General features: G+C 64.6%; 19 protein-coding genes and 1 pseudogene. 6 read left to right on the top strand and 14 right to left on the bottom strand.

Annotation, left to right across the window (positions count from 1 at the left end; translation table 11 throughout):
- Positions 1-22: 22 nt before the first annotated feature.
- The 6 genes from PPL01S_RS23240 to pmbA form a co-directional block, all read right to left on the bottom strand.
- Positions 23-916: a ZIP family metal transporter gene (locus tag PPL01S_RS23240; RefSeq protein WP_016392685.1), complete on the bottom strand. Its 894-nt coding sequence runs from the start codon at positions 914-916 to the stop codon at positions 23-25.
- Between the two features lie 11 nt (positions 917-927).
- Positions 928-1,539, bottom strand: coding sequence for a superoxide dismutase (locus PPL01S_RS23235; protein WP_016392686.1), 612 nt, complete (start codon positions 1,537-1,539; stop codon positions 928-930).
- A gap of 1 nt (position 1,540) precedes the next feature.
- Positions 1,541-2,002, bottom strand: a complete 462-nt coding sequence (locus tag PPL01S_RS23230; RefSeq protein ID WP_016392687.1) for a DUF2753 family protein — start codon at positions 2,000-2,002, stop codon at positions 1,541-1,543.
- A 28-nt stretch (positions 2,003-2,030) separates the two neighbouring features.
- On the bottom strand, positions 2,031-3,407 hold the full coding sequence (locus PPL01S_RS23225; protein ID WP_016392688.1) for a class II fumarate hydratase: 1,377 nt from the start codon (positions 3,405-3,407) through the stop codon (positions 2,031-2,033).
- On the bottom strand, positions 3,400-3,801 hold the full coding sequence (locus PPL01S_RS23220; RefSeq protein WP_028626061.1) for a hypothetical protein: 402 nt from the start codon (positions 3,799-3,801) through the stop codon (positions 3,400-3,402). The genes PPL01S_RS23225 and PPL01S_RS23220 overlap by 8 nt, the downstream gene beginning before the upstream one ends.
- A gap of 209 nt (positions 3,802-4,010) precedes the next feature.
- Positions 4,011-5,357, bottom strand: a complete 1,347-nt coding sequence (pmbA, locus tag PPL01S_RS23215) for a metalloprotease PmbA (RefSeq protein WP_016392690.1) — start codon at positions 5,355-5,357, stop codon at positions 4,011-4,013.
- Between the two features lie 252 nt (positions 5,358-5,609).
- On the opposite strand from pmbA, the gene yjgA reads away from it, so the two are divergent.
- Entirely contained in the window at positions 5,610-6,131 is a 522-nt protein-coding gene (gene yjgA / locus PPL01S_RS23210) for a ribosome biogenesis factor YjgA (protein WP_016392691.1), read from the top strand.
- Positions 6,132-6,175: 44 nt separating this feature from the next.
- On the opposite strand, the gene tldD is transcribed toward yjgA, so the two are convergent.
- The 8 genes and pseudogenes from tldD to mreB form a co-directional block, all read right to left on the bottom strand.
- Positions 6,176-7,615 carry a metalloprotease TldD gene (tldD, locus tag PPL01S_RS23205; protein WP_016392692.1) on the bottom strand — a complete coding sequence of 480 codons (1,440 nt, stop codon included), beginning with the start codon at positions 7,613-7,615 and terminating at the stop codon, positions 6,176-6,178.
- 2 nt (positions 7,616-7,617) lie between these two features.
- Positions 7,618-8,469 carry a carbon-nitrogen hydrolase family protein gene (locus PPL01S_RS23200; RefSeq protein ID WP_016392693.1) on the bottom strand — a complete coding sequence of 284 codons (852 nt, stop codon included), beginning with the start codon at positions 8,467-8,469 and terminating at the stop codon, positions 7,618-7,620.
- Between the two features lie 14 nt (positions 8,470-8,483).
- Positions 8,484-12,293, bottom strand: coding sequence for a YhdP family protein (locus PPL01S_RS23195; RefSeq protein WP_028626060.1), 3,810 nt, complete (start codon positions 12,291-12,293; stop codon positions 8,484-8,486).
- A gap of 88 nt (positions 12,294-12,381) precedes the next feature.
- Positions 12,382-13,839: a ribonuclease G gene (gene rng, locus PPL01S_RS23190; RefSeq protein WP_016392695.1), complete on the bottom strand. Its 1,458-nt coding sequence runs from the start codon at positions 13,837-13,839 to the stop codon at positions 12,382-12,384.
- 54 nt (positions 13,840-13,893) lie between these two features.
- Positions 13,894-14,504, bottom strand: a pseudogene (locus PPL01S_RS23185) (Maf family protein).
- Positions 14,505-14,537: 33 nt separating this feature from the next.
- Positions 14,538-15,026, bottom strand: coding sequence for a rod shape-determining protein MreD (mreD, locus tag PPL01S_RS23180; protein ID WP_016392697.1), 489 nt, complete (start codon positions 15,024-15,026; stop codon positions 14,538-14,540).
- Complete coding sequence (gene mreC / locus PPL01S_RS23175) at positions 15,026-16,036, bottom strand: rod shape-determining protein MreC (protein WP_244212847.1); 1,011 nt, start codon at positions 16,034-16,036, stop codon at positions 15,026-15,028. The genes mreD and mreC overlap by 1 nt, the downstream gene beginning before the upstream one ends.
- Before the next feature lie 192 nt (positions 16,037-16,228).
- Positions 16,229-17,266 (bottom strand): rod shape-determining protein MreB, encoded by a 1,038-nt coding sequence (gene mreB / locus PPL01S_RS23170; protein WP_003255163.1) that lies wholly within the window; start codon positions 17,264-17,266, stop codon positions 16,229-16,231.
- 204 nt (positions 17,267-17,470) lie between these two features.
- Between mreB and gatC the strand changes: the two genes are divergently transcribed.
- From gatC to PPL01S_RS23145, 5 genes are all read left to right on the top strand, one after another.
- Complete coding sequence (gene gatC / locus PPL01S_RS23165; protein ID WP_016391489.1) at positions 17,471-17,758, top strand: Asp-tRNA(Asn)/Glu-tRNA(Gln) amidotransferase subunit GatC; 288 nt, start codon at positions 17,471-17,473, stop codon at positions 17,756-17,758.
- A gap of 15 nt (positions 17,759-17,773) precedes the next feature.
- The gene (gatA, locus tag PPL01S_RS23160) at positions 17,774-19,225 is read left to right on the top strand and encodes an Asp-tRNA(Asn)/Glu-tRNA(Gln) amidotransferase subunit GatA (RefSeq protein WP_016391490.1); all 1,452 of its coding nucleotides are present in this window, start codon (positions 17,774-17,776) and stop codon (positions 19,223-19,225) included.
- An 11-nt stretch (positions 19,226-19,236) separates the two neighbouring features.
- Entirely contained in the window at positions 19,237-20,682 is a 1,446-nt protein-coding gene (gene gatB, locus PPL01S_RS23155) for an Asp-tRNA(Asn)/Glu-tRNA(Gln) amidotransferase subunit GatB (protein WP_016391491.1), read from the top strand.
- A gap of 126 nt (positions 20,683-20,808) precedes the next feature.
- Positions 20,809-21,183: a septal ring lytic transglycosylase RlpA family protein gene (locus tag PPL01S_RS23150; protein ID WP_028626058.1), complete on the top strand. Its 375-nt coding sequence runs from the start codon at positions 20,809-20,811 to the stop codon at positions 21,181-21,183.
- A 61-nt stretch (positions 21,184-21,244) separates the two neighbouring features.
- Entirely contained in the window at positions 21,245-22,288 is a 1,044-nt protein-coding gene (locus PPL01S_RS23145; RefSeq protein WP_028626057.1) for a calcium/sodium antiporter, read from the top strand.
- Positions 22,289-22,350 lie beyond the last annotated feature (62 nt).

The following is a 22,350-nucleotide window of genomic DNA, read 5'->3' as shown; positions in this document are numbered from 1 at the left end:
CGATAGGGCCAGTACTGTCAACTCAAGACATCGCCGTATCCATCACCATCATCAGGCAAAAACCTATGCACAGCCCCAGGCTGGCCAGCCGGTGATGCCCATTGCTGCGCGATTCGGGAATGATTTCCTGAGTCACCACCAGCAACATCGCCCCCGCCGCACACGCCAGGCCCAGCGGCAACAGCAACTCGGCGACATTCACCAGCCACGCACACAGCACCGCCGCCAACGGTTCCACCACCCCAGATGCCGCGCCAATCAGAAACGCCTTGAACCTCGGCATCCCCGCCCCGGCCAGCACCAGCGCAATCACCAGCCCTTCGGGCACATCCTGCAAGGCAATGCCCATGGCCAGGCTGTCCGTATCTGCCATGCCACCTCCAGCCGACACGCCAATGGCCATGCCTTCGGGGATGTTGTGAGCAATGATCGCGATCACGAACAGCCAGATCCGCGCGGCGATCACCGGTTGGTTCTGCGTGCCGACCAGCGCTTCTGGTGACGCGCTGGATACCTTGAGGTCCACCAGGAACAGGCACAGCGCACCAAACATCAGCCCAAAGCTGATCAGGCCACCCGCGCCCCATGGGCTGAAACCAATCGCTTGGGCCGCCTCCAGCCCCGGGATGATCAGGGAAAACGCCGTGGCCGCCAGCATCACACCGGCGCCAAAACCCAACAGAGTATCGGCCAGGGCCACCGGCATGTTGCGAATCACCAACACCGGTACCGCGCCCAGCGCCGTGCCCAGCGCGCACAGCGCCCCACCCTCCAGGGCACGAAGCATCCGCGGCTCCAGGTCCAGCCAGGCCATGCCCCGCGCCACCAGCAGTGCGGTACCGGCCAACAGCAGCAGCGTACCTGTTGCCAGCCGGAACAGACGCACGCTACCGACAGTCATCACCTCAGTGCGCATACCGGTTCGACTCACTTCAGGGCTTCGAGGTAACGACGTTGCACTTGCACCCAATCGATGACGTTGTAGAAGGCGCCGATGTATTCCGGGCGACGGTTCTGGTACTTCAGGTAGTAGGCATGCTCCCAGACGTCCAGACCGAGAATCGGCGTATTGCCGTGCATCAGTGGGCTGTCCTGGTTGCCGCTGCTTTCCACCACCAGGGTTTTCTGCGGCGTCACGCTGAGCCACGCCCAACCGCTGCCGAAGCGGGTCAGCGCGGCCTTGGTGAAGGCCTCCTTGAAGGCGTCGAAACCGCCCAGTTGCGTAACGATCGCTTGCGCCAACTGAGCTTGCGGCTCTGCGCCACCCTGCGGCGACATCACGGTCCAGAACAGGCTGTGGTTGGCGTGCCCACCGCCATGGTTGGTCACCGCGCCTCGCAGGCTTTCAGGCAATTGATTGACCGCACCGACCAGTTTCTCCACCGGCCATTCGGCCCATTCGCTGCCTTCGATGGCGGCATTGAGGCCGTTGACGTAAGTCTGGTGGTGCTTGGTGTGATGGATTTCCATGGTCTGCGCGTCGATGTGTGGCTCCAGCGCATCGTAGGCATAAGGCAAGGCAGGCAAGGTATGAGGCATGTCAGTGGGTTCCGTAGGCAGGGGTTCTGGGCGCCACGTCCGGCTGGGCAGCGAGTTCACTGGCGCCGATGCCGTGGCGATCGAGCAGGCGCTCGGTACGCGGGTACTGGCCGTACTCGGCGATGAAACCGAGCAATTGCGTGTAGGTACGCCCACTGTGGCGCAGGGCTGCGTCACGCAGCGCCTGGGGCAGGCGCGCCTCCTGGCCGGCCTGCAGCAGCCGCTGGTGCGCGGCGCAAAGGTAGTCGGCGCTCTCGTGGGGCTGGTTCAGGCGCAGGTGCAAGTCAGCCAGGTTGTGGTGGGCGATGACGAACGCGGCCACCGCTTCGTCGACGTCATGCCAGCGCTCGAACAGCACCTGGGCCAGCGCCAGGGCTTGCAGGTAATGTTCCCGGGCATCGACCAGCTCACCCTGGTCGAACAGGCGGTTGGCGGTTTCCGTGGTGCGTTTCCAGTGCTGCATGGTCTGTCTCCTGGGCGGTGACGCGCGGTCAGATACCGCCAGCGGTGAGTTTTTCCGGGTCCAGCAACACGTGCAGCTGGTCGCGCGACAAGTCGGTGTGCTCCAGCGCCACCTCGATGATCGGGCGGCCTTGCTGGTAGGCGGTCTTGGCGATTTCAGCCGCCTTGAGGTAGCCGATGATCGGGTTCAGGGCAGTGACCAGGATCGGGTTGCGCGCCAAGGCCTCCTTGAGCTTGCTCTCGTTGACCTTGAAGCTGGCGATGGCCTTGTCGGCCAGCAAACGGCTGACGTTGGCCATCAGCTCGATGCTCTCGAGCAGGTTGCGGGCGATCACCGGCAGCATCACGTTCAGCTCGAAGTTGCCAGACTGGCCTGCGACGGCGATGGTCGCGTCATTGCCGATCACCTGGGCGGCGACCATGGCGGTAGCCTCCGGAATGACCGGGTTGACCTTGCCCGGCATGATCGAAGAACCAGGCTGCAGGCCCTGCAGTTCGATTTCGCCCAGGCCGGCCAGTGGGCCGGAGTTCATCCAGCGCAGGTCGTTGGCGATTTTCATCAGTGCCACGGCGGTGGTCTTGAGCTGGCCTGAGACTGCCACGGCGGTGTCCTGGGAGCCGATCAGGGCGAACAGGTTGTGCCCCGGGGTGAATTCGACCTGGGTCAAGGCGCTCAGCTGGCGAGCGAAGCCGGCGGCGAACTGCGGGTGGGCATTGATGCCGGTGCCCACGGCGGTGCCGCCCTGAGCCAGGGCCTGCAGGCTTGGCAGCGTGGCTTCGAGGTGCGCCTTGGCAGCGTTGATCTGCGCCGCCCAACCATCGAGCACCTGGCTCATGCGCACTGGCATGGCATCCATCAGGTGGGTGCGGCCGGTTTTCACGTACTGATGCACCTGGGCCGACTTGGCTTCGATCACCTGCACCAGGTGGCGCAGCGCCGGCAGCAATTGCTCATGCAGGGCCAGTGCGGCACTGACGTGGATGGTGGTCGGGATGATGTCGTTGCTGCTCTGGCCACAGTTGACGTGGTCGTTGGCATTCACCGGCTCGCCCAGCACGCGGCTGGCCAGGGTGGCGATCACCTCGTTGGCATTCATGTTGGAACTGGTGCCGGAGCCGGTCTGGAACACATCGACCGGGAAGTGCTGGATGAAGCCTTCAGCCAGCAGTTGCTCGACCGCTTTCACGATGGCCTCGCCCTGCCCCGCCGATAGCTGCCCGAGTTCGACGTTGGCCTTGGCCGCCGCAGCCTTGGCCAGCAGCAAGGCACGAATGAACTGGGCCGGCATGCGCTGGCCGCTGATCGGAAAGTTGTCGACCGCGCGCTGGGTCTGGGCGCCGTACAGGGCCTGGGCCGGTACTTGCAATTCGCCCATGCTGTCACGCTCGATACGGGTATCACTCATCATCAAATCCTTGCATCAGTTCATCGGGAGAAATCGACGGCAGCAACCGGCAATTGGCCAGTTGCAGGGCGTAGGGTTGCCAGCGCAGGTTCTGTTCACGGCGATCGAGGTTGCGCAGGTCGAGCAACGGGCGCCAGGCCTGGTCGAGGCACAGGCAGCGCCAATGCCAGGGCAGCATGCGATCGCTGGCGGTATCCAGGAGCAGGCGGAATGAGGTCAACGCCACGGTCCATGGCGAGGTTTCGGTGCAGCACACCAGGTAACGGCCTTCCGCCAGGTAGTGCTCGATCAGGCGCGGCTCGTCGGGTTCGAGCGCACAGCGGATGCGCCGGCTGAGCCAGCGCCAGTTTTCCAGGTAGGGCAGTTCGCGCAGGACGGGTTTCATGAACATCATCGCCGGGTTACTGGAGAATGATAGTCATTATTAAGTGATAACCAGAATCACTTCAAGTGAGCTGCGACGAAAGAAAAAACCCGGCGCGAGGGCCGGGTTTTGAATCAGCTTCGATTTCCTGTGAATGCACCGGCCTCATCGCGGGCAAGCCCGCTCCTACAGGTGGTCTCTGTGGGAGTGTGCGCGATGAGGACTTGATCGGCGACGAGTCAGCTGCCCGCGACTGTCATCCGCTCGATCAGCACGGACCCTGTGTGAATATTGCTTCGGGTCTCGAGATCGCTGCCAATCGCGACAATCTGCTGGAACATGTCTTTCATGTTGCCGGCAATGGTCACCTCCTGAACGGCATGCTGGATCTCGCCATTCTCGACCCAGAAGCCCGCCGCGCCGCGGGAGTAGTCGCCCGTCACCATGTTCAGACCGTGGCCCATCAGCTCGGTCACCAGCAAGCCGCGCCCCATGCGACGGATCAGTGCTGCCTGATCTTCAACGCCATGGGTGACGTAGAGGTTATGCACGCCGCCGGCGTTCGCCGTGCTCGGCAGCCCCAGTTTGCGACCGGAGTAGGTGCCCAGCAGGTAGGACACCAGCTCGCCCTTGTCGACGAACGGCTTGGCATAGGTCGCCAGGCCATCACCGTCGAATGCGGCGCTGCCCAGCGCTCGCGGTATGTGCGGACGTTCGTCGAGGGTCAGCCAGCTGGGGAACAGGCGCTGGCCCATCGCACCGTCAAGGAACGAAGACTTGCGATACAGGTTGCCGCCGGAAATAGCCGAGAGGAAGCTGCCGAACAGGCCACCTGCCAGTTCGGCGGAGAACAGCACCGGCACTTCACAGGTAGGCACCGGACGGGCCCCCAGGCGGTTTGCGGCACGCTGGGCGGCGCGCTGGCCGATGCTGCGTGGGTCGGCCAGCAAGTTGCCCTGGCGGTTCACGTCATACCAGTAATCACGCTGCATCTGCCCGTCGCCCTCGGCGATCATCACGCAGCTCAGGCTGTGTCGGGTAGAGGCGTAGCCGCCGATGAATCCGTGACTGTTGCCGTAAACCCGGCAGCCCTGGTGGGTGTTCAACGTGGTGCCGTCGGCATTGAGGATGCGCGGATCGGCGTCGAATGCCGCAGCCTCGCAGGCCAGCGCCATTTCGATCGCCTTCTCCGGTTCGATGTACCAGTCGTGGTACAGGTCCAGGTCCGGAATTTCACGGGCCATCAGCGCCGCATCGGCCAGGCCCGAGCACTCATCTTCGGAGGTATGCTTTGCGATGGCCAGGGCGGCGGCAACGGTCTCGCGAATGGCCTCCGGGCCACTTGCCGAGGTGCTGGCCGAGCCTTTGCGCTGGCCGACATAGAGGGTGATGCCAAAACCCTGGTCACGGTTGAATTCGACTGTCTCGACCTCACGTTGGCGCACCGTGGTGGACAACCCCTGCTCCAGCGACACCGCCACTTCGCAGGCACTGGCCCCTTGCTTGCGGGCCTCTGCAATGATCGCTTCGACCTGCTCCTGCAACGCCGGCAGGTCCCTGGGGCCTACGCTCTGGACTGCACTCATGGTTTTCTCCACTCAAATTCTACGTTCGGCGAGGGTCATTCTACGACCGGGCCGGACAAGCGGCCCCCGGGTGGTTATCATGGCGGCAATTTCTATGCTTTGTACGAAAAGTGCCTGCGCCACGAGCATGCTGCGTTGAAAACAGGCTCGGAATGCTCATTTACAATCTGTAAACTCCGCTTCCTCGCCTGTTTTCGCCTTGCCTGCTCGCCGCTCGGCGACTTTTCATAAAAACCCAAGCGGACTGCCACCATGGTTGATTCATACGACGACGCCTTCGACGGCGAAAAAAGCAAAACCCAGATCAAGCGCGAGCTGCATGCGCTGGTCGAACTTGGCGAACGCCTGACCACGGTCAAGGCCGATACCCTGGCGCGCCTGCCGCTGACCGACGAGCTGCGCAAGGCCCTGGCCGAGGCCAGCAAGCACACCGCCCATGGCGCCCGCAAACGGCACATGTCGTTCGTCGGCAAACTGATGCGCGACCAGGACCTGGACGCCATCCACGCGGTGCTCGAACAGATCGACAGTTCCAGCCGCCAGTACAACGAGCGCTTCCACAACCTGGAACGCTGGCGTGACCGCCTGATCGACGGCAACGACGAAGACCTCGAGCGTTTCGTCAACGAGTACCCCGACACCGACCGTCAGCAGTTGCGTTCGCTGATCCGCCATGCCCAGCACGAAAAGGCGCGGAACAAGCCGCCCGCTGCTGCTCGCAAGGTGTTCAAGTACATCCGCGACCTCGACGACCTTCAGCGCGGCCTGCGCTGATGGCATGCGCATGGGGCTGACTGTCGTGCAGCCCCATGCCGCGATCATGCGCCGGTACCGCCGACGGTGATCGCATCCAGCTTCAAGGTCGGCTGCCCGACACCCACCGGCACCGACTGCCCATCCTTGCCGCACGTGCCTACGCCACTGTCCAGCGCCAGGTCGTTGCCCACCATCGATACCCGGCTCATGGCCTCGGGCCCGTTGCCGATCAATGTCGCACCTTTGACCGGAGCGGTGATCTTGCCGTCTTCGATCAAGTAGGCTTCGCTGGTCGAGAACACGAACTTGCCGCTGGTGATGTCCACCTGGCCGCCGCCGAGGTTGGCGCAGTAGATACCCTTTTTCACCGAAGCGATGATTTCCTGCGGATCGCTCTCACCCGCGCGCATGTAGGTGTTGGTCATGCGTGGCATCGGCAGGTGCGCGTAGGATTCGCGACGGCCATTGCCGGTCACGGCCATGCCCATCAGGCGCGCATTGAGCTTGTCCTGCATGTAGCCCTTGAGAATGCCGTTCTCGATCAGCGTGGTGCACTCGGTGGGCGTACCTTCGTCGTCCACGGTAAGCGAACCGCGCCGGCCTGCGAGGGTGCCATCGTCGACGATGGTGCACAGGCTCGATGCGACCTTCTCGCCCAGGCGGCCACTGAATGCCGAGCTGCCCTTGCGGTTGAAATCGCCTTCCAGGCCATGGCCGACCGCCTCGTGCAGCAGCACGCCCGACCAGCCGGAACCCAACACTACCGGCAAGGTGCCCGCCGGCGCCGGGATCGCCTCCAGGTTCACCAATGCCTGGCGCAGCGCTTCGCGGGCATAGCCCATGACCTTTTCTTCGGTGAAGTAGCGGTAGTCGGTACGCCCGCCACCACCCTGGCCACCCCGCTCGCGGCGGCCATTCTGCTCGACGATGACACTGACGTTGAAACGTACCAGCGGGCGCACGTCAGCGGCCAGGCTGCCATCGGCGGCGGCAATCAGAATGCGCTCCCAGACCCCGGCCATGCTCACGCTGACCTGCTGGATCCGTGGGTCCAGCGCGCGGGTCGCGGCATCGACCCGCTTGAGCAGCTCGACCTTTTCCGCGCGGCTGAGCACATCCAGCGGGTTGTCGGGCGCATACAAGGCGGCCACGTCCTGGCTGCGGAAGGCCTGCACCTGGCCATTCTGGCCAGCGCGGGAAATCGAACGGGCGGCACGCGCCGCCGAGGTCAGCGCCTCGAGGGTGATCGCGTTGCTGTAGGCAAAACCGGTCTTTTCGCCAGACTGGGCGCGCACGCCCACGCCTTGGTCGAGATTGAAGCTGCCTTCCTTGACGATGCCGTCTTCCAGCGCCCAGGTTTCCGAGATCTGCCCCTGGAAATACAGGTCGGCGGCGTCGATGCCCGGGCCGGCCAACTCGCCCAGCACAGCTTGCAGGCTGTCCAGGGTCAGTCCGCCTGGGGCCAGGAGCTGCTCGCTGACGGTGGATAACATCTGGCTCATAGTCACTCCGAGGTGTGCGCAGGCCGCAAGGCGTCCTGCGAGAAAAAGCGCCGGTGCGAGACCACCGGCATGCGCGCCCGAATGGACGCTTGTTCATCACTGTCGCGGGTGGCGATCAGTACCGCTTCACCTTGCGCCTGTTCGGCGACGATCTGCCCCCATGGGTCGACGATCGCTGCATGCCCGTGGGTTTCCCGCGGACCGGGATGCGTTCCGCCCTGCGCGGCGGCCAGCACATAGCACTGGGTTTCAATGGCGCGGGCACGAATCAGCACTTCCCAATGGGCTGCTCCTGTGACCGCCGTGAATGCCGCAGGTGCCGTGATCAGCTCCGCCCCCGCGCCACGCAGCGCGCTGTAAAGCTCCGGGAAGCGCAAGTCGTAGCAGACGCTGAGCCCCAGGCGCCCCACCGGGGTATCGGCTACCACTACCTGGGCGCCGTGGGCATAGTCGTCGGACTCCCGGTAGCGGCCACGGTTGTCGGCCACATCGACGTCGAACAGGTGCAGCTTGTCGTAGCGCGCCGCGACCTCGCCGTGTTCGTCGATCAACAACGAACAGGCATGAGCCTTGGCTTCGGGCCGGCCCGCAGGGGGCAGCGGCAAGGTCCCGGCGACTATCCATAATCTGAGGTCGCGGGCCGTGCGTTTCAACCAGGGCAGGATAGGCCCCTCGCCCAATGCTTCGGCCCGACCGATGGCCGCGGCGTCCTTGCGCCCCATGGCCGCGAAGTTCTCGGGCAGCACCGCCAGGCGCGCGCCGCCGAAGGCAGCTTGTTCAAGCAGAGCACCCGCACGCTGCAGGTTGGCCAGGACATCGTCTTGGCTGACCATCTGGATTACCGCTGCCTTCATGGGCACTCCCAGGACTACTTATTGAAGGGTTTCACAAAGGTGATTCTAGGCTCTTTCCACGGCCCTTCGACACGATAGTGCACGCTGGCGAAGCGCGATACCCGGTCGCCGATAAGCCGATCGACCAGGAACAGCGCCCCACCGACAGCCGGGGCGCCAACGATCAACGCCGCCAACGGCAGGTTGTTGGTCACCGGCAACGTCACTTGCAGGTTGGCATCGACCCGATCACGGACCATGTCCAGGGTGCCATCGAGTTCGAAATTGCTCGATGGCCCGGTCACGGTGATCGGCTCGCGGGTCACGTAGACCCCGTTGCTGGCCACCAGCAGGCCTTTGACCCGGTCGTAGGCCAGCCCCTTGTCGAACAGGTCGGAGAAGTCCAGCCGCAGCCGCCGGCCGATCGAGTTGAAGTTGAGCAGGCCAAATACCCGCAGGGCCTGGGCACTGCCCTCCACCTCGACGAACTGGCCGCTGCGCAAGGCCGCATCCATGCTCCCCGAGAAGCGCTTGAGGCCCACCCAGGCGGGTGACCCCGGCCAACGGCCGTCGACGTCCAGGCGGAAATCGCGGCTGGTCACGGTAGGGGCGAAACCCCATGCCTTGAGCACATCGGCCAGGTTCTTGCCATCCAGGCGGCCCTTGTACCAACTGCTGGTGGCCCCCGGATTGCCCTCCCAACCACCACTGCCGTCGATGTGCAGCCCCTTGAATTCCAGCTCGATATCCTGAGCGGCCACACCGCGGGCAGTCGGGCGCAGTTTCAGCGCCGCATTGCCGAACAGGTCGTCGCCGCGATACAGCTTGTCGATGGTCAGGTCCAGCGCCGGGACCTTGCGCGGATCGAAGCTCGCCAATGGATCCGGCCCCTCCTCGGCCTGGGCCTGGGCGGGGTCGGCGGCAGGCAGGCGCAGGGTCTGCAGGCGCACGTTCATCACCGCAGCCTTGGCATCGGGCAGCCGGGCATTGCCTATGACTTCCTTGCTGTCCAGGCGCAGGTCCCAGGCCGGGCCGCTGCGCGCCAGGCGCACCACCGCCTGGTTCAGGTCCATGCCGAACGCTTTCAGCTGGCCGATGCTGAGGTCGACGCTCTGCAGATTCTGCCGGGCATTGCCGCCCGGGTCGTCACCGGCAAGACGCGACATCTGCTCCTGCCAGGGCGCCAGGTCCAGCTTGTCCAGGCGCCCGCGCACTCGCAGGCCTTCGCCAGCGGGCAGCTGCGCATTGCCGGTACCCAGCAGCAGCTCGCCACGGCCCTGACCCAGCTTGTCGGACGGTGCGGCATAAACGAAGCGGGCCAGGTCGGTATATGCCACATCGAAACGTCGCTCCGCCCCTTGCAGGTTCATGCTGAACCGCGTGTCACGGCTATCCTGGGCTGCCTTGCCAAACGGCGCCGGCAGATCGATGGCCAGCCCTTTGAGCGAAGAGTTGACGCTCAGGCTGTTGTCCCGGCTGCCCAGGTTGACTTGCAGCTGGTAGGGCAGATCGCCCGAGGCAGGCAATGCCTGATTGAACTGCAGCCAATCGGTCAGCGCTTTCAGCGAGGCCTGGCCATTGGCAGTGATGCGGGTCTGCATCTGCCCGCCCTGCCCCTGGGCGTCGATCTGCGCGGTCACCGGCTTGCCGAAGGCCTGCAGGGCAATGTTCTTGCCGCTCAGCCCCTTGTCGAAATCGAAGCTGAAATCACCCTTCAGGCGGTTCAGCTCCAGGCTCGGGGGCGCCACCTTGAGGCGGGCGTTGGCAGTGGCGAAGTCCACTTTCACTTTCGGCCGCTGCCCATGGGCCAAAGGAATGTCGAGCTTGACCTTGCCCTTGAGCGGCCCTTCGCCCTCCCAACCGGCAAATATCTCACCCGTGCCGATCGGCGCCTCCTTGAGAATCTTCAAGCCATCGCCGAGCGTGCCATCGAAGTCACCGTCCAGGAACAGGTGGCTGTGCTGCCCGTCTTCGACGTGAGGAATGTCGACGCTGACATCACTGACCTGGGTGTCCAGCAACAGCCCCTTGCGGGCCTTGATGCGCACGCCGCTGTCCTCGATCAGCACGTCGCCATCGACATGCTGTACCTGGGGCCAGCCGGGCTGGAAGTCCAGCGCCGCGTCGCGCACTTTGAAGAACAGGCTGATACTGCGTGCTTCGGGCGTCGCGCCATGGTTCAGCGAGCCCTGGTACTGGAAATAGCCCTGGTCCACGTTGCCTTTGACGATTGCACTGCGCAGCCACTCGTCGAGGGCCGGGCTGAGTACTTCAGGCAGGTACTTGGCGGTGTAGCGGCCATCGCCTTCGGTCAGGCCTACCCGCAGGTCCATGTAACTCTCGGCCCCCTCGGTGAACAGCAGGCGAATGAGAAAATCGCCGGCGATCCTGCCCTCTTCGCCCAGTACCTTGAGGTAAGGGGCGATCAGGGTGAAGCCGTTCTTGTCGAGGGTCCAGGTCAATTGCGCGTTGGCTTTCTGGTAATGCCAGGGTTTGGCGAAGATCGGGTACAGATGCAGCATGAACGCGTCGGTATCCAGGCGCAGTTCACCGTGCCCCATGTCGCCGCTGACACTCCCGCTGACGTTTCCGGCAGCCGGTGCGCCGTGGTAGGCATCGAACCCCACCTTCTCCAGGTTGGCAGCGAACTGCAGCCGCTGGTCGCCCTCGGCCTTTGGCCGCACCTCCAGCCGCACGTTGCGCAGCGCGCCGGTGACTTTCAGGGCATCGACCACGCTCATGAGCTTGTCCGGCAGGGGCGCCAGTGCATTGATCAGTGGGGTCAGCGGGGTCAGGTCCAGGCGATCCGCCTGCAACTGCCAGCTTTCGCCCGCGGGCTCCTCGCCAGGCCGCTGACGCAGTTGCAGGTGCGATTCCCAGCGGGTCTTGCCGATGTTCGCAGCCAGCGAATCGACCACCACGTCGAACCCCTGTTGCTGACGCTGGAACCAGGCCGTGAGTGCCAGGTTGTCCAGGGTGACGGCCTTGCGCTCGGCATAGCCGCCGCGCAGCTGGGGCGCATTGAGGCGAACCACCGCACTCTGCAGCTGCCCTTTGCCCCAGTCGATCCAGAATTCGCCTCCGGCGCGCAGGGCCTGCGCATGCCAATGGCCCAGCAGGCGAGGTGGCAGCCAGTTCGCCCAATCGCTCTGCGGCAGGCTCAGGTAGGCCTCGACCTGGCCATCGCGCCAGGCCTTGGCCGTTGCCCGGCTGCGCAGGCTGACCGTCATCGGCTGACCATCGGGCAGGGTCGCGCGCAGATCGAGGGCCTGACGCGAGGCACCGGCCTGCAGGCCGAGGCTGACATAGGTCAGGGTCAAGGGCTCACGTTGCCAGGGATGCAGAGTGACCTGACTGTCGAATACATCGATGCGACCCAATTGGCGCAGGCGCTGTAGCAGATCTGCCGGGTCCAGCGGCGCGTCATCCTTTTTCGGCAGGCCTTCCAGGGCCCAGGCGCCCTGCTCGTCCTCACGCAGGATCAACTGCAGGCCGCCCAGCTGCACACGCGCCAGGCGCAACTCGCGCGAAGTCAGGCTGGCCCAGAGATCGGGGACCAGCTTCACCTCGTCCAGGCGCAGCGCCGACGTGCCCTCGCCCAATTGCAGGTCCCGTACGCTGAGCACCGGCGCCAGGCCACTCCAGCGACCTTCCAGGGCACCCACATGCACCGGCAGGCCCAATGCCTGCTCGGCTTTGCTTTCGACGTCGGCACGGTACTCGGCCACCAGCGGCACCAGCTCGCGACCGAGGCTGACATACAACGCCACCAGCACCGCCAACAAGGCACAGATGCCCAGGCCCCAGCGGGTCAAGGCGACAAGAACGCGGTTCAGACGTCCCATGGCCACGGCCCTCCGGTTCGTTTATCCATGATGGCTGCTGGTATCGCTTTTGCCAGCCCGGCCATCACGTGGCGTGCATCACCAGGCCTCAGAGCAACACCACATCGTATTGTTCCTGCGAATACATCGACTCGACCTGGAAGCGAATGGTTCGACCAATGAACGCCTCCAGCTCGGCCACGTTGCCGGACTCTTCGTCGAGCAGGCGGTCGACCACCTTCTGGTTGGCCAGCACCCGATAGCCTTCGGCCTGGTACGCACGCGCCTCGCGGAGAATCTCGCGGAAGATTTCGTAACAGATGGTTTCAGGGGTCTTCAGCTTGCCGCGCCCCTGGCAGGCGACGCAGGGTTCGCACAGCACCTGCTCGAGGCTTTCACGGGTGCGCTTGCGGGTCATCTGTACCAGGCCCAGTTCGGTGATACCGATGATGTTGGTCTTGGCGTGGTCGCGTTCGAGTTGCTTGTCCAGGGTACGCAGGACCTGGCGCTGGTGCTCCTCGTCTTCCATGTCGATGAAGTCGATGATGATGATCCCGCCGATGTTGCGCAGGCGCAGCTGGCGGGCAATGGCGGTGGCTGCTTCGAGGTTGGTCTTGAAGATGGTTTCTTCGAGGTTGCGGTGGCCGACGAAGGCACCGGTGTTGACATCGATGGTGGTCATCGCCTCGGCCGGGTCGACCACCAGGTAGCCCCCGGACTTGAGCGGGACCTTGCGATCCAGCGCGCGCTGGATCTCGTCCTCGACGCCATACAGGTCGAAAATGGGCCGCTCGCCAGGGTAGTGTTCCAGACGATCGGCGATCTCAGGCATCAGTTCGCCGACGAACTGCGTGGTTTTCTGGAAAGTCTCCCGCGAATCGATGCGGATCTTCTCGATCTTGGGGTTGACCAGGTCGCGCAGGGTACGCAACGCCAGGCCAAGGTCTTCGTAGATGACCGTGGGTGCGCCGCAGGTCTGGATCTGGCTGCCGATCTGCTCCCACAGGCGGCGCAGATAGCGGATGTCCTGCAGGATCTCTTCGGCGCGCGCGCCCTCGGCGGCAGTACGCAGGATGAAACCACCGGCGTCCTTGAGGTCCTCGCTGTCCATGCAGTCGCTGACCACCTGCTTGAGGCGCTCGCGCTCGGCTTCGTCTTCGATCTTCAACGAAATGCCGACATGGCTGCTGCGTGGCATGTAGACCAGGTAGCGGGAAGGAATCGACAGTTGAGTGGTCAGGCGCGCGCCCTTGGTACCGATCGGGTCCTTGGTCACCTGCACCACCAGGGCCTGTCCTTCGTGCACCAGCGCGGTGATGGTCTCTACCGCCGAGCCCTCGCGCTGGGAAATTTCCGACGCATGGATGAACGCTGCACGCTCCAGGCCGATGTCGACGAACGCTGCCTGCATGCCGGGCAACACGCGCACCACCTTGCCTTTGTAGATATTGCCGACGATGCCGCGGCGCAGGGTGCGCTCGACATGCACTTCCTGCAGCACCCCGTTTTCCACCACCGCCACACGTGATTCCATCGGGGTGATGTTGATCAGGATCTCTTCACTCATGGCAGGCTCTCGTCAAAGGTATTCGGTAATGATGGATCGCGCGTGCCAGGCTGGCTACCGCTGGTTTGTTACCTCTGGCAAAGCGCCGGTACCTGCCAGCAGGCGATACCGAATAGAGCGAGCAGATCGGCAGTTTCGCTCAAGGGCAGACCGACCACTGCGGAATAACTGCCTTCCAGCCCGGTCACGAACACCGCGCCAAGGCCCTGGATGGCATAGCCGCCAGCCTTGTCGGCCGGCTCGCCGCTGGCCCAGTAGCGCTGGGCTTCTGCAGCTTCGATGGGACGAAAACGCACGTTGCTGGTGACACACAGGCTCTGCACGCGCCGGCCATCGCTCAGCGCCACTGCGGTCAGCACCTGATGTTCACGGCCAGCCAGCTCGGCCAGCATGGCCAGTGCATGTTCGCGGTTTTCCGGTTTGCCGAGAATTCGACCATCGAGCACCACCGCCGTGTCTGCCCCAAGTGCTACAGCCGGGCCGTCCACCGTGGCGAGGCCGGCCTCGGCCTTGGCCCGGGCCAGGCGCTCGACGTAGGCCACGGCGCTTTCGCCAGGCAAAGGGGTTTCATCGATAGGGGCACTGACGACAGTGAACGGAACGCCGATCTGAGTCAGCAGTTCACGCCGACGGGGCGAGCCGGAGGCCAGATAAAGCGGGTTCATGCAGACCTCTCCCTGTCAGTCGTGGCAGCGCCGTCAGTTGATATGCAAGCGCCGGCGCAAATCGCGCAGGGCAAAGCTGATCCATGGCCAGAGCAAGGCGCTGATCACCGCCGACCAGACCAGCGCCAGGGTCGGCAAACGGTTACCGGTCAGCGCACTGAGCCACAACTGGATCAGTTGGGCAATACCGAAGATCACCAGAATCACCAGGCTCTGCTGCCACATCGGGAACATGCGCAGGCGCTGCTGCAGGGACAGTACCAGGAAGGTGATCAGCGTCAGGATCAGGGCGTTCTGCCCGAGCAGGGTGCCATACAGCACATCCTCGGCCAGGCCCAGCACGAACGCGGTGGTCATCCCGACCTTGTTCGGCACCATCAGCGTCCAGAACGACACCAGCATCGCCAGCCACATGGGCCGGAACACTTCGAGGAACTGCGGCATGGGCGAAACGCTGAGCAGCAGGCCGATGGCGAACGTCAGCCAGATGACCCAACCATGGTTGCGGCGTGACTTGGCCATCATTGTCTCCGCGGGTGAGCCGGCGCCGCGGCCGGGGCTGCTGTTGGGGCCGGGCTGGCAGGCGCGGCCGCCGGCGCAGGCGCCGCAGCAGCGGGGGCCGGGGCGCTGGCAGGTGCCGCCGGCTCGCCACTGGCGGCAGGCTGGGTGGGGCTCGTCGCGCCCTTGCGGTCAGCTTCTTCCTGGGCAATGGCGGCGTCGGTGGCACGCTGTTCCGGCGTGCGCCGGTCACTGAACACCAGCAGCATGTAGCGGCTGCGGTTGAGCGCGGCGGTCGGAATGGCGCGGACGATCGCGAACGGCTGACCGGAGTCATGGATCACTTCGTTGACCGTGGCCACCGGATAACCTGCCGGGAACCGCTGGCCCATGCCGGAGCTCACCAGCAGGTCGCCTTCCTTGATATCGGCAGTGTCGGCCACATGGCGCAGTTCCAGGCGCTCAGGGTTGCCGGTGCCGCTGGCGATGGCACGCAGGCCGTTGCGGTTGACCTGGACCGGGATGCTGTGGGTGGTGTCGGTGAGCAGAAGCACCCGGGAGGTGTATGGCATCAGCTCGACCACCTGGCCCATCAGGCCGCGGGCATCGAGCACCGGCTGGCCGAGGAACACGCCATCGCGCTCGCCCTTGTTGATCAGGATGCGATGGGTGAACGGGTTGGGGTCGACACCGATCAGCTCAGCGACCTCGACCTTTTCGTTGACCAGCGCCGAGGAATTGAGCAACTCGCGCAGGCGCACGTTCTGCTCGGTCAGGGCCGCCAGCTTCTGCAGGCGCCCCTGCAGCAGCAGGGCCTCGGTCTTGAGTTTTTCATTTTCCGCGATCAGCTCGGTGCGGCTGCCGAATTGCCCGGCCACTCCCTGCCACATGCGCTGCGGCAGATCGGTGATCCAGTACGACTCCATCAGCACCAGGCCCATTTGGCTGCGCACCGGCTTGAGCACGTCGAAACGCGCGTCGACCACCATCAGCGCGACCGACAGCACCACCAGTACCAGCAGGCGGACGCCCAGCGAAGGGCCCTTGGAGAAAAGCGGTTTAATGGGCCGTTCCTCGTGGACGACTCAGGAGGTCATTGGACATGGAACAACGCACCAGCCTGGTTGCGGGTTGACGGAATCGACGCCCGAAAGGACGCCAGCCCAGCGCATACAGGTAGCACTGCGCGTGCTACCTGTAAACCGGGCATGGGAAAGCTGCGGATATCACTCGCTCGAGAGCAGGTCCATCGCGTGCTTGTCCATCATCTCCAGGGCGCGGCCGCCGCCACGGGCGACGCAGGTCAGCGGGTCTTCGGCGACGATCACCGGCAGGCCGGTTTCCTGGGCCAGCAGCTTGTCCAGGTCGCGCAGCAGCGCGCCACCACCGGTCAGCACCAGGCCGCGTTCGGCGATGTCGGAGGCCAGTTCCGGCGGCGACTGCTCCAGGGCGCTCTTGACGGCCTGGACGATGGTCGCCAGCGACTCCTGCAGGGCTTCGAGCACCTCGTTGGAGTTCAGGGTGAAGGCGCGCGGAACACCCTCGGCCAGGTTACGGCCGCGCACGTCGACTTCGCGCACTTCGCCGCCCGGATAGGCAGTGCCGATTTCCTGCTTGATGCGCTCGGCGGTGGATTCGCCGATCAGGCTGCCGTAGTTGCGGCGCACGTAGGTGACGATGGCCTCGTCGAAGCGGTCGCCGCCAACGCGGACCGACTCGGCGTAGACCACGCCGTTCAGCGAGATCAGGGCGATTTCGGTGGTACCGCCACCGATGTCGACGACCATCGAGCCACGGGCTTCCTCGACCGGCAGGCCGGCACCGATGGCAGCGGCCATCGGTTCCTCGATCAGGAACACTTCGCGGGCACCGGCACCCAGGGCCGACTCGCGAATGGCGCGGCGCTCTACCTGGGTCGATTTGCACGGCACGCAGATCAGCACGCGTGGGCTGGGCTGCAGGAAGCTGTTCTCGTGAACCTTGTTGATGAAGTACTGCAACATTTTTTCACAAACGCTGAAGTCGGCGATGACGCCGTCCTTCATCGGACGAATGGCAGCAATGTTGCCAGGCGTACGGCCCAGCATGCGCTTGGCTTCGGTACCGACGGCGACGACGCTTTTCTGGTTGCCATGGGTACGGATGGCAACAACCGAGGGCTCATTCAGGACGATACCGCGCTCACGCACGTAAATAAGGGTGTTGGCAGTACCCAGGTCGATGGACAGATCGCTGGAAAACATGCCACGCAGTTTCTTGAACATGGGAAAGTGACCCTGGGGAAAGCGTGGGTAAAAAAGTGCGGCAAACTCTAACAATGGCAGGGATTTTGGGCAAGGAGCCAATATGTTAAATTGGTCGTTTTTCCGAGCATGCCAGCCGATGATCGCGGCCGTATGACCGCTGGAAGGCTGACATGTTCCTCATCGCGGACCCTTTTCCGTTCTTTGTTTCCCCTGGAGATTCCCATGGCGCTTGAACGCTGCGACGTGGAAAAGATCGCCCATCTGGCCCGTCTGGGCCTGAATGAAGGCGAGCTGCCACGCATTACCGACGCCCTGAACAGCATTCTCGGCCTGGTCGACCAGATGCAAGCGGTCGACACCACCGGCATCGAGCCCCTGGCCCACCCGCTGGAGGCCAGCCAACGCCTGCGTCCGGACCAGGTCACCGAAAGCAACCAGCGCGACGCCTACCAGACCATCGCACCCTCGACCGAAAGCGGTCTGTACCTGGTTCCGAAAGTCATCGAGTAAGGGATAGAGCCTGCCATGCATGAATTGACCCTGGCCGAGATCGCCCGCGGACTCGCCGACAAGTCGTTTTCCTCCGAAGAGCTGACCGGCGCCCTGTTGGCGCGCATCAAGCAGCTCGATCCGCAACTGAACAGCTTCATCAGCGTCACCGAGGAGCTGGCCGTCGGCCAGGCCCGTGCCGCCGACGCCCGTCGCGCCGCCGGTGAGACCGGTGCGCTGCTGGGCGCGCCGATCGCCCACAAGGACCTGTTCTGCACCAACGGCGTGCGCACCAGCTGCGGCTCGAAGATGCTCGACAACTTCAGGGCGCCGTATGACGCCACCGTGGTCGCCAAGCTGGCCGAAGCCGGCATGGTCACCCTGGGCAAGACCAACATGGACGAGTTCGCCATGGGTTCGGCCAACGAATCCAGCCACTACGGCGCGGTGAAGAACCCGTGGAACCTCGAGCACGTGCCCGGCGGTTCGTCCGGCGGCTCCGCTGCAGCCGTGGCCGCGCGCCTGCTGCCGGCGACTACCGGCACCGACACCGGTGGCTCGATCCGCCAGCCGGCGGCACTGACCAACCTCACCGGCCTGAAACCGACGTACGGTCGTGTTTCGCGCTGGGGCATGATCGCCTACGCCTCCAGCCTCGACCAGGGCGGCCCGCTGGCCCGCACTGCCGAGGACTGCGCCCTGCTGCTGCAAGGCATGGCCGGCTTCGATGCCAAGGACTCCACCAGCATCGACGAACCGCTGCCGGACTATAGCGCCAACCTCAATGCCTCGCTGCAGGGCCTGCGCATCGGCCTGCCGAAGGAATACTTCGGTGCCGGCCTCGACCCACGCATCGCCGAACTGGTGCAGGCCAGCGTCAAGGAGCTGGAAAAGCTCGGCGCGGTGGTCAAGGAAATCAGCCTGCCGAACATGCAGCACGCCATCCCTGCGTACTACGTGATCGCGCCGGCCGAGGCCTCCTCCAACCTGTCGCGTTTCGACGGCGTGCGCTTCGGTTACCGCTGCGAAGAGCCGAAAGACCTCACCGACCTGTACAAGCGCTCCCGTGGCGAAGGCTTCGGTGCCGAAGTGCAGCGGCGCATCATGGTCGGCACCTACGCCCTGTCGGCCGGCTACTACGATGCCTACTACGTCAAGGCGCAGCAGATTCGCCGGCTGATCAAGAACGACTTCATGGCCGCCTTCGAGGGCGTCGACCTGATCCTCGGCCCGACCACGCCGAACCCGGCCTGGAAACTCGGCGCCAAGAGCAGCGACCCGGTCGCCGCCTACCTTGAAGACGTCTACACCATCACCGCCAACCTGGCGGGCCTGCCGGGCCTGTCGATGCCAGCCGGCTTCGTCGATGGCCTGCCGGTCGGCGTGCAGCTGCTGGCCCCGTACTTCCAGGAAGGCCGCCTGCTCAACGTCGCGCACCGCTACCAGCAAGTTACCGACTGGCACACCCGCGCCCCCAACGGCTTCTGAGGAATTCACACATGCAATGGGAAGTTGTGATCGGGCTGGAGATTCATACCCAGCTGGCCACCCAGTCGAAGATCTTCTCCGGCAGCGCCACCACCTTCGGCTCCGAGCCGAACACCCAGGCCAGCCTGGTTGACCTGGGGATGCCCGGCGTACTGCCGGTGCTGAACCAGGAAGCCGTGCGCATGGCCTGCATGTTCGGCCTGGCGATCGATGCCGAGATCGGCAAGCGCAACGTGTTCGCGCGCAAGAACTACTTCTACCCGGACCTGCCCAAGGGCTACCAGATCAGCCAGATGGACCTGCCGATCGTCGGCAAGGGCCACCTGGACATCGCCCTGGAAGACGGCACCATCAAGCGCATCGGCGTCACCCGCGCGCACCTGGAAGAAGACGCCGGCAAGAGCCTGCACGAAGACTTCAGCGGCTCCACCGGCATCGACCTGAACCGTGCCGGCACGCCGCTGCTGGAAATCGTCTCCGAGCCGGACATGCGCAGCGCCAAGGAGGCCGTGGCCTACGTCAAGGCGATCCACGCCCTGGTGCGCTACCTGGGCATCTGTGACGGCAACATGGCCGAAGGCTCGCTGCGTTGCGACTGCAACGTCTCGATCCGCCCGAAAGGCCAGGTCGAATTCGGCACTCGCTGCGAGATCAAGAACGTCAACTCGTTCCGCTTCATCGAGCGCGCCATCAACAGCGAGATCCAGCGCCAGATCGACCTGATCGAGGACGGCGGCAAGGTGGTACAGGAAACCCGCCTGTACGACCCGAACAAGGACGAGACCCGCTCCATGCGCAGCAAGGAGGAAGCCAACGACTACCGTTACTTCCCCGACCCGGACCTGCTACCGGTGGTCATCGAGGACAGCTTCCTGGAAACCATCCGTGCCGGCTTGCCGGAGCTACCGCCGCAGAAGGTCGAGCGCTTCCAGAGCCAGTACGGCCTGTCGGCCTACGACGCCAACGTGCTGGCCTCCAGCCGTGAGCAGGCAGACTACTTCGAAGAAGTGGTGAAGATCGGTGGCGACGCCAAGCTGGCCGCCAACTGGGTCATGGTCGAGCTGGGCAGCCTGCTGAACAAGCTGGGCGTGGAGATCGACCAGGCGCCGGTTAGCGCCGCGCATCTGGGTGGCATGCTGCTGCGCATCCGCGACAACACCATCAGCGGCAAGATCGCCAAGACCGTGTTCGAGGCCATGGCTGCCGGTGAAGGCGATGCCGACAGCATCATCGAAAGCAAAGGCCTTAAGCAGGTCACCGACACCGGTGCGATCGACAAGATGCTCGACGAAATGCTCGCTGCCAACGCCGAGCAGGTCGAACAGTATCGCGCCGCCGACGAGGCCAAGCGCGGCAAGATGTTCGGCTTCTTCGTCGGCCAGGCGATGAAGGCATCCAAGGGCAAGGCCAACCCGGGACAAGTGAACCAATTGCTCAAGGCCAAGCTCGAAGGGTGAGCTGAAAACTGCGGCGAGGGCCTTGCCCTCGATCGCCGGCAAGCCGGCCCCCACGACACCTGTGGGAGCCGGCTTGCCGGCGATGGGCCGCACAGCGGCCCCAACAGCAGCACCGGAGCATCCGACTTGCTAAAACGATCCCTCACCACGCTCGCCCTCTTCTCCCTCCTGGCCGGCTGCGCCAGCCAAGACATCGACCCCAGCGGTTACGACAAGACCGGCACCGCCTCGTATTACGGCTCGCGCCACCACGGCAAACGCACCGCCAGCGGCGAAGCCTTCAACCAGAATGGCCTCACCGCCGCCCACCGCTCCCTGCCCTTCGGCGGCCGGGTACTGGTCACCAACCTTGCCAACAAGCGCAGCGTGGTGGTCCGCATCAACGACCGCGGCCCGCATACCCGCGGCCGGCTGATCGACCTGTCACGTGCTGCAGCAGAAAAAATCGGCATGGTCCGTAGCGGAACGGCGCGCGTCCGGGTACAAGGTCTGAGCGACTGACGCCACTGGAGCCCCGATCATCTTCGACCTGGCCACCCTTCCCACCTTCAGCCTCCTGCAACTGGGCACTGCCCTGCTGTTGCTGGTGGCCGGTGCCGAACTGCTGGTGCGTGCCGCCCTGCGCCTGGCCCTGCGCCTGCATGTGCGCCCGCTGATCATCGGCTTGAGCCTGGTGGCATTCGGCAGCACCGCGCCGCAAATGACCGTGAGCCTGCAGGCGGCCTACCAGGGCGCGCCCGACGTGGCCGTGGGCAGCGTGATAGGCAGCAACATCTTCAACGTGCTGGTCATCCTCGGCCTGGCGGCCTTGATCATCCCACTGCGCGTTTCCCGCCAGCTGGTGCGCCTGGACATTCCGCTGATGATCCTCGCCAGCGGCCTGGTGTATGCGCTGGCAGCCAATGGCCACCTGGGCCGGCTGGAGGGCCTGTTGCTGCTGCTCGGCCTGCTTGGCTACCTGGCCATGCTCTGGCATCAGTCACGGCACTACGCCCGCACCTATCCCGCCCCACGCCCGCTTGCCAGCAGCCATGCACGCTTCTGGTCAGGCACGCTGCTGCAGGTGTTGTTCGGCCTCGGATTGCTGAGCCTGGCTGGCCATCTGTTGCTCGAAGCTGCCGTGGAGGTGGCGACCGACCTTGGCTTGTCCGAGCGCATCATCGGCCTGACCGTCGTGGCGGTGTGCACATCGCTGCCTGAACTGGCCGCTGCACTGATCGCCGCCCTGCGCGGCGAGCGGGAAATTGCCGTCGGCACGGTCATCGGCAGCAATCTGTTCAACCTGCTGGCGGTATTGGGCCTGACCGCGCTGATCACCCCCGAACCGCTGACCATTTCGCCCAATGCCCTGGGCTTCGACCTGCCCGTGATGCTGGGCGTCGCCGCCCTGAGCCTGCCGGTGTTCTACTCCGGCTACCGGATCACCCGTGCCGAAGGGCTGGTGTTCCTGTGCCTGTACCTGGCCTACGGCCTGCACGTGGTGGCGTTCACCACCGGCATGCCACTGGCCGGCCGCCTGGAGCGGTTGATGCTGTTCTATGTCCTGCCAGTGCTCGGCGTGGTGCTGCTGTTCACCACGGTTCGCGCCTGGCGCCGCCAGCATTGAGGCATGACTGGAGTTGTCTGCGCCTGGGAGATCGAGCGCCGCCCGCGCGGCGCATCGCGAGC

This window comes from Pseudomonas plecoglossicida NBRC 103162 = DSM 15088 (genome assembly GCF_000730665.1).
GTDB classification, from domain to species: Bacteria; Pseudomonadota; Gammaproteobacteria; order Pseudomonadales; family Pseudomonadaceae; genus Aquipseudomonas; species Aquipseudomonas plecoglossicida.
The sequence above is the reverse complement of the archived record's forward strand: the minus strand, read 5'-3'. Positions and strand labels throughout refer to the sequence as shown.

What these genes read in the sequence shown, in the direction of transcription:
- PPL01S_RS23240 (WP_016392685.1), bottom strand. Translation starts at nt 916, where the DNA reads ATGCGCACTGAGGTGATGACTGTCGGTAGCGTGCGTCTGTTCCGGCTG.
- gatB (WP_016391491.1), top strand. Translation starts at nt 19,237, where the DNA reads ATGCAATGGGAAGTTGTGATCGGGCTGGAGATTCATACCCAGCTGGCC.
- PPL01S_RS23235 (WP_016392686.1), bottom strand. Translation starts at nt 1,539, where the DNA reads ATGCCTCATACCTTGCCTGCCTTGCCTTATGCCTACGATGCGCTGGAG.
- gatA (WP_016391490.1), top strand. Translation starts at nt 17,774, where the DNA reads ATGCATGAATTGACCCTGGCCGAGATCGCCCGCGGACTCGCCGACAAG.
- yjgA (WP_016392691.1), top strand. Translation starts at nt 5,610, where the DNA reads ATGGTTGATTCATACGACGACGCCTTCGACGGCGAAAAAAGCAAAACC.
- mreD (WP_016392697.1), bottom strand. Translation starts at nt 15,026, where the DNA reads ATGGCCAAGTCACGCCGCAACCATGGTTGGGTCATCTGGCTGACGTTC.
- pmbA (WP_016392690.1), bottom strand. Translation starts at nt 5,357, where the DNA reads ATGAGTGCAGTCCAGAGCGTAGGCCCCAGGGACCTGCCGGCGTTGCAG.
- PPL01S_RS23225 (WP_016392688.1), bottom strand. Translation starts at nt 3,407, where the DNA reads ATGAGTGATACCCGTATCGAGCGTGACAGCATGGGCGAATTGCAAGTA.
- PPL01S_RS23200 (WP_016392693.1), bottom strand. Translation starts at nt 8,469, where the DNA reads ATGAAGGCAGCGGTAATCCAGATGGTCAGCCAAGACGATGTCCTGGCC.
- mreB (WP_003255163.1), bottom strand. Translation starts at nt 17,266, where the DNA reads ATGTTCAAGAAACTGCGTGGCATGTTTTCCAGCGATCTGTCCATCGAC.
- tldD (WP_016392692.1), bottom strand. Translation starts at nt 7,615, where the DNA reads ATGAGCCAGATGTTATCCACCGTCAGCGAGCAGCTCCTGGCCCCAGGC.
- PPL01S_RS23230 (WP_016392687.1), bottom strand. Translation starts at nt 2,002, where the DNA reads ATGCAGCACTGGAAACGCACCACGGAAACCGCCAACCGCCTGTTCGAC.
- PPL01S_RS23195 (WP_028626060.1), bottom strand. Translation starts at nt 12,293, where the DNA reads ATGGGACGTCTGAACCGCGTTCTTGTCGCCTTGACCCGCTGGGGCCTG.
- PPL01S_RS23220 (WP_028626061.1), bottom strand. Translation starts at nt 3,801, where the DNA reads ATGATGTTCATGAAACCCGTCCTGCGCGAACTGCCCTACCTGGAAAAC.
- rng (WP_016392695.1), bottom strand. Translation starts at nt 13,839, where the DNA reads ATGAGTGAAGAGATCCTGATCAACATCACCCCGATGGAATCACGTGTG.
- gatC (WP_016391489.1), top strand. Translation starts at nt 17,471, where the DNA reads ATGGCGCTTGAACGCTGCGACGTGGAAAAGATCGCCCATCTGGCCCGT.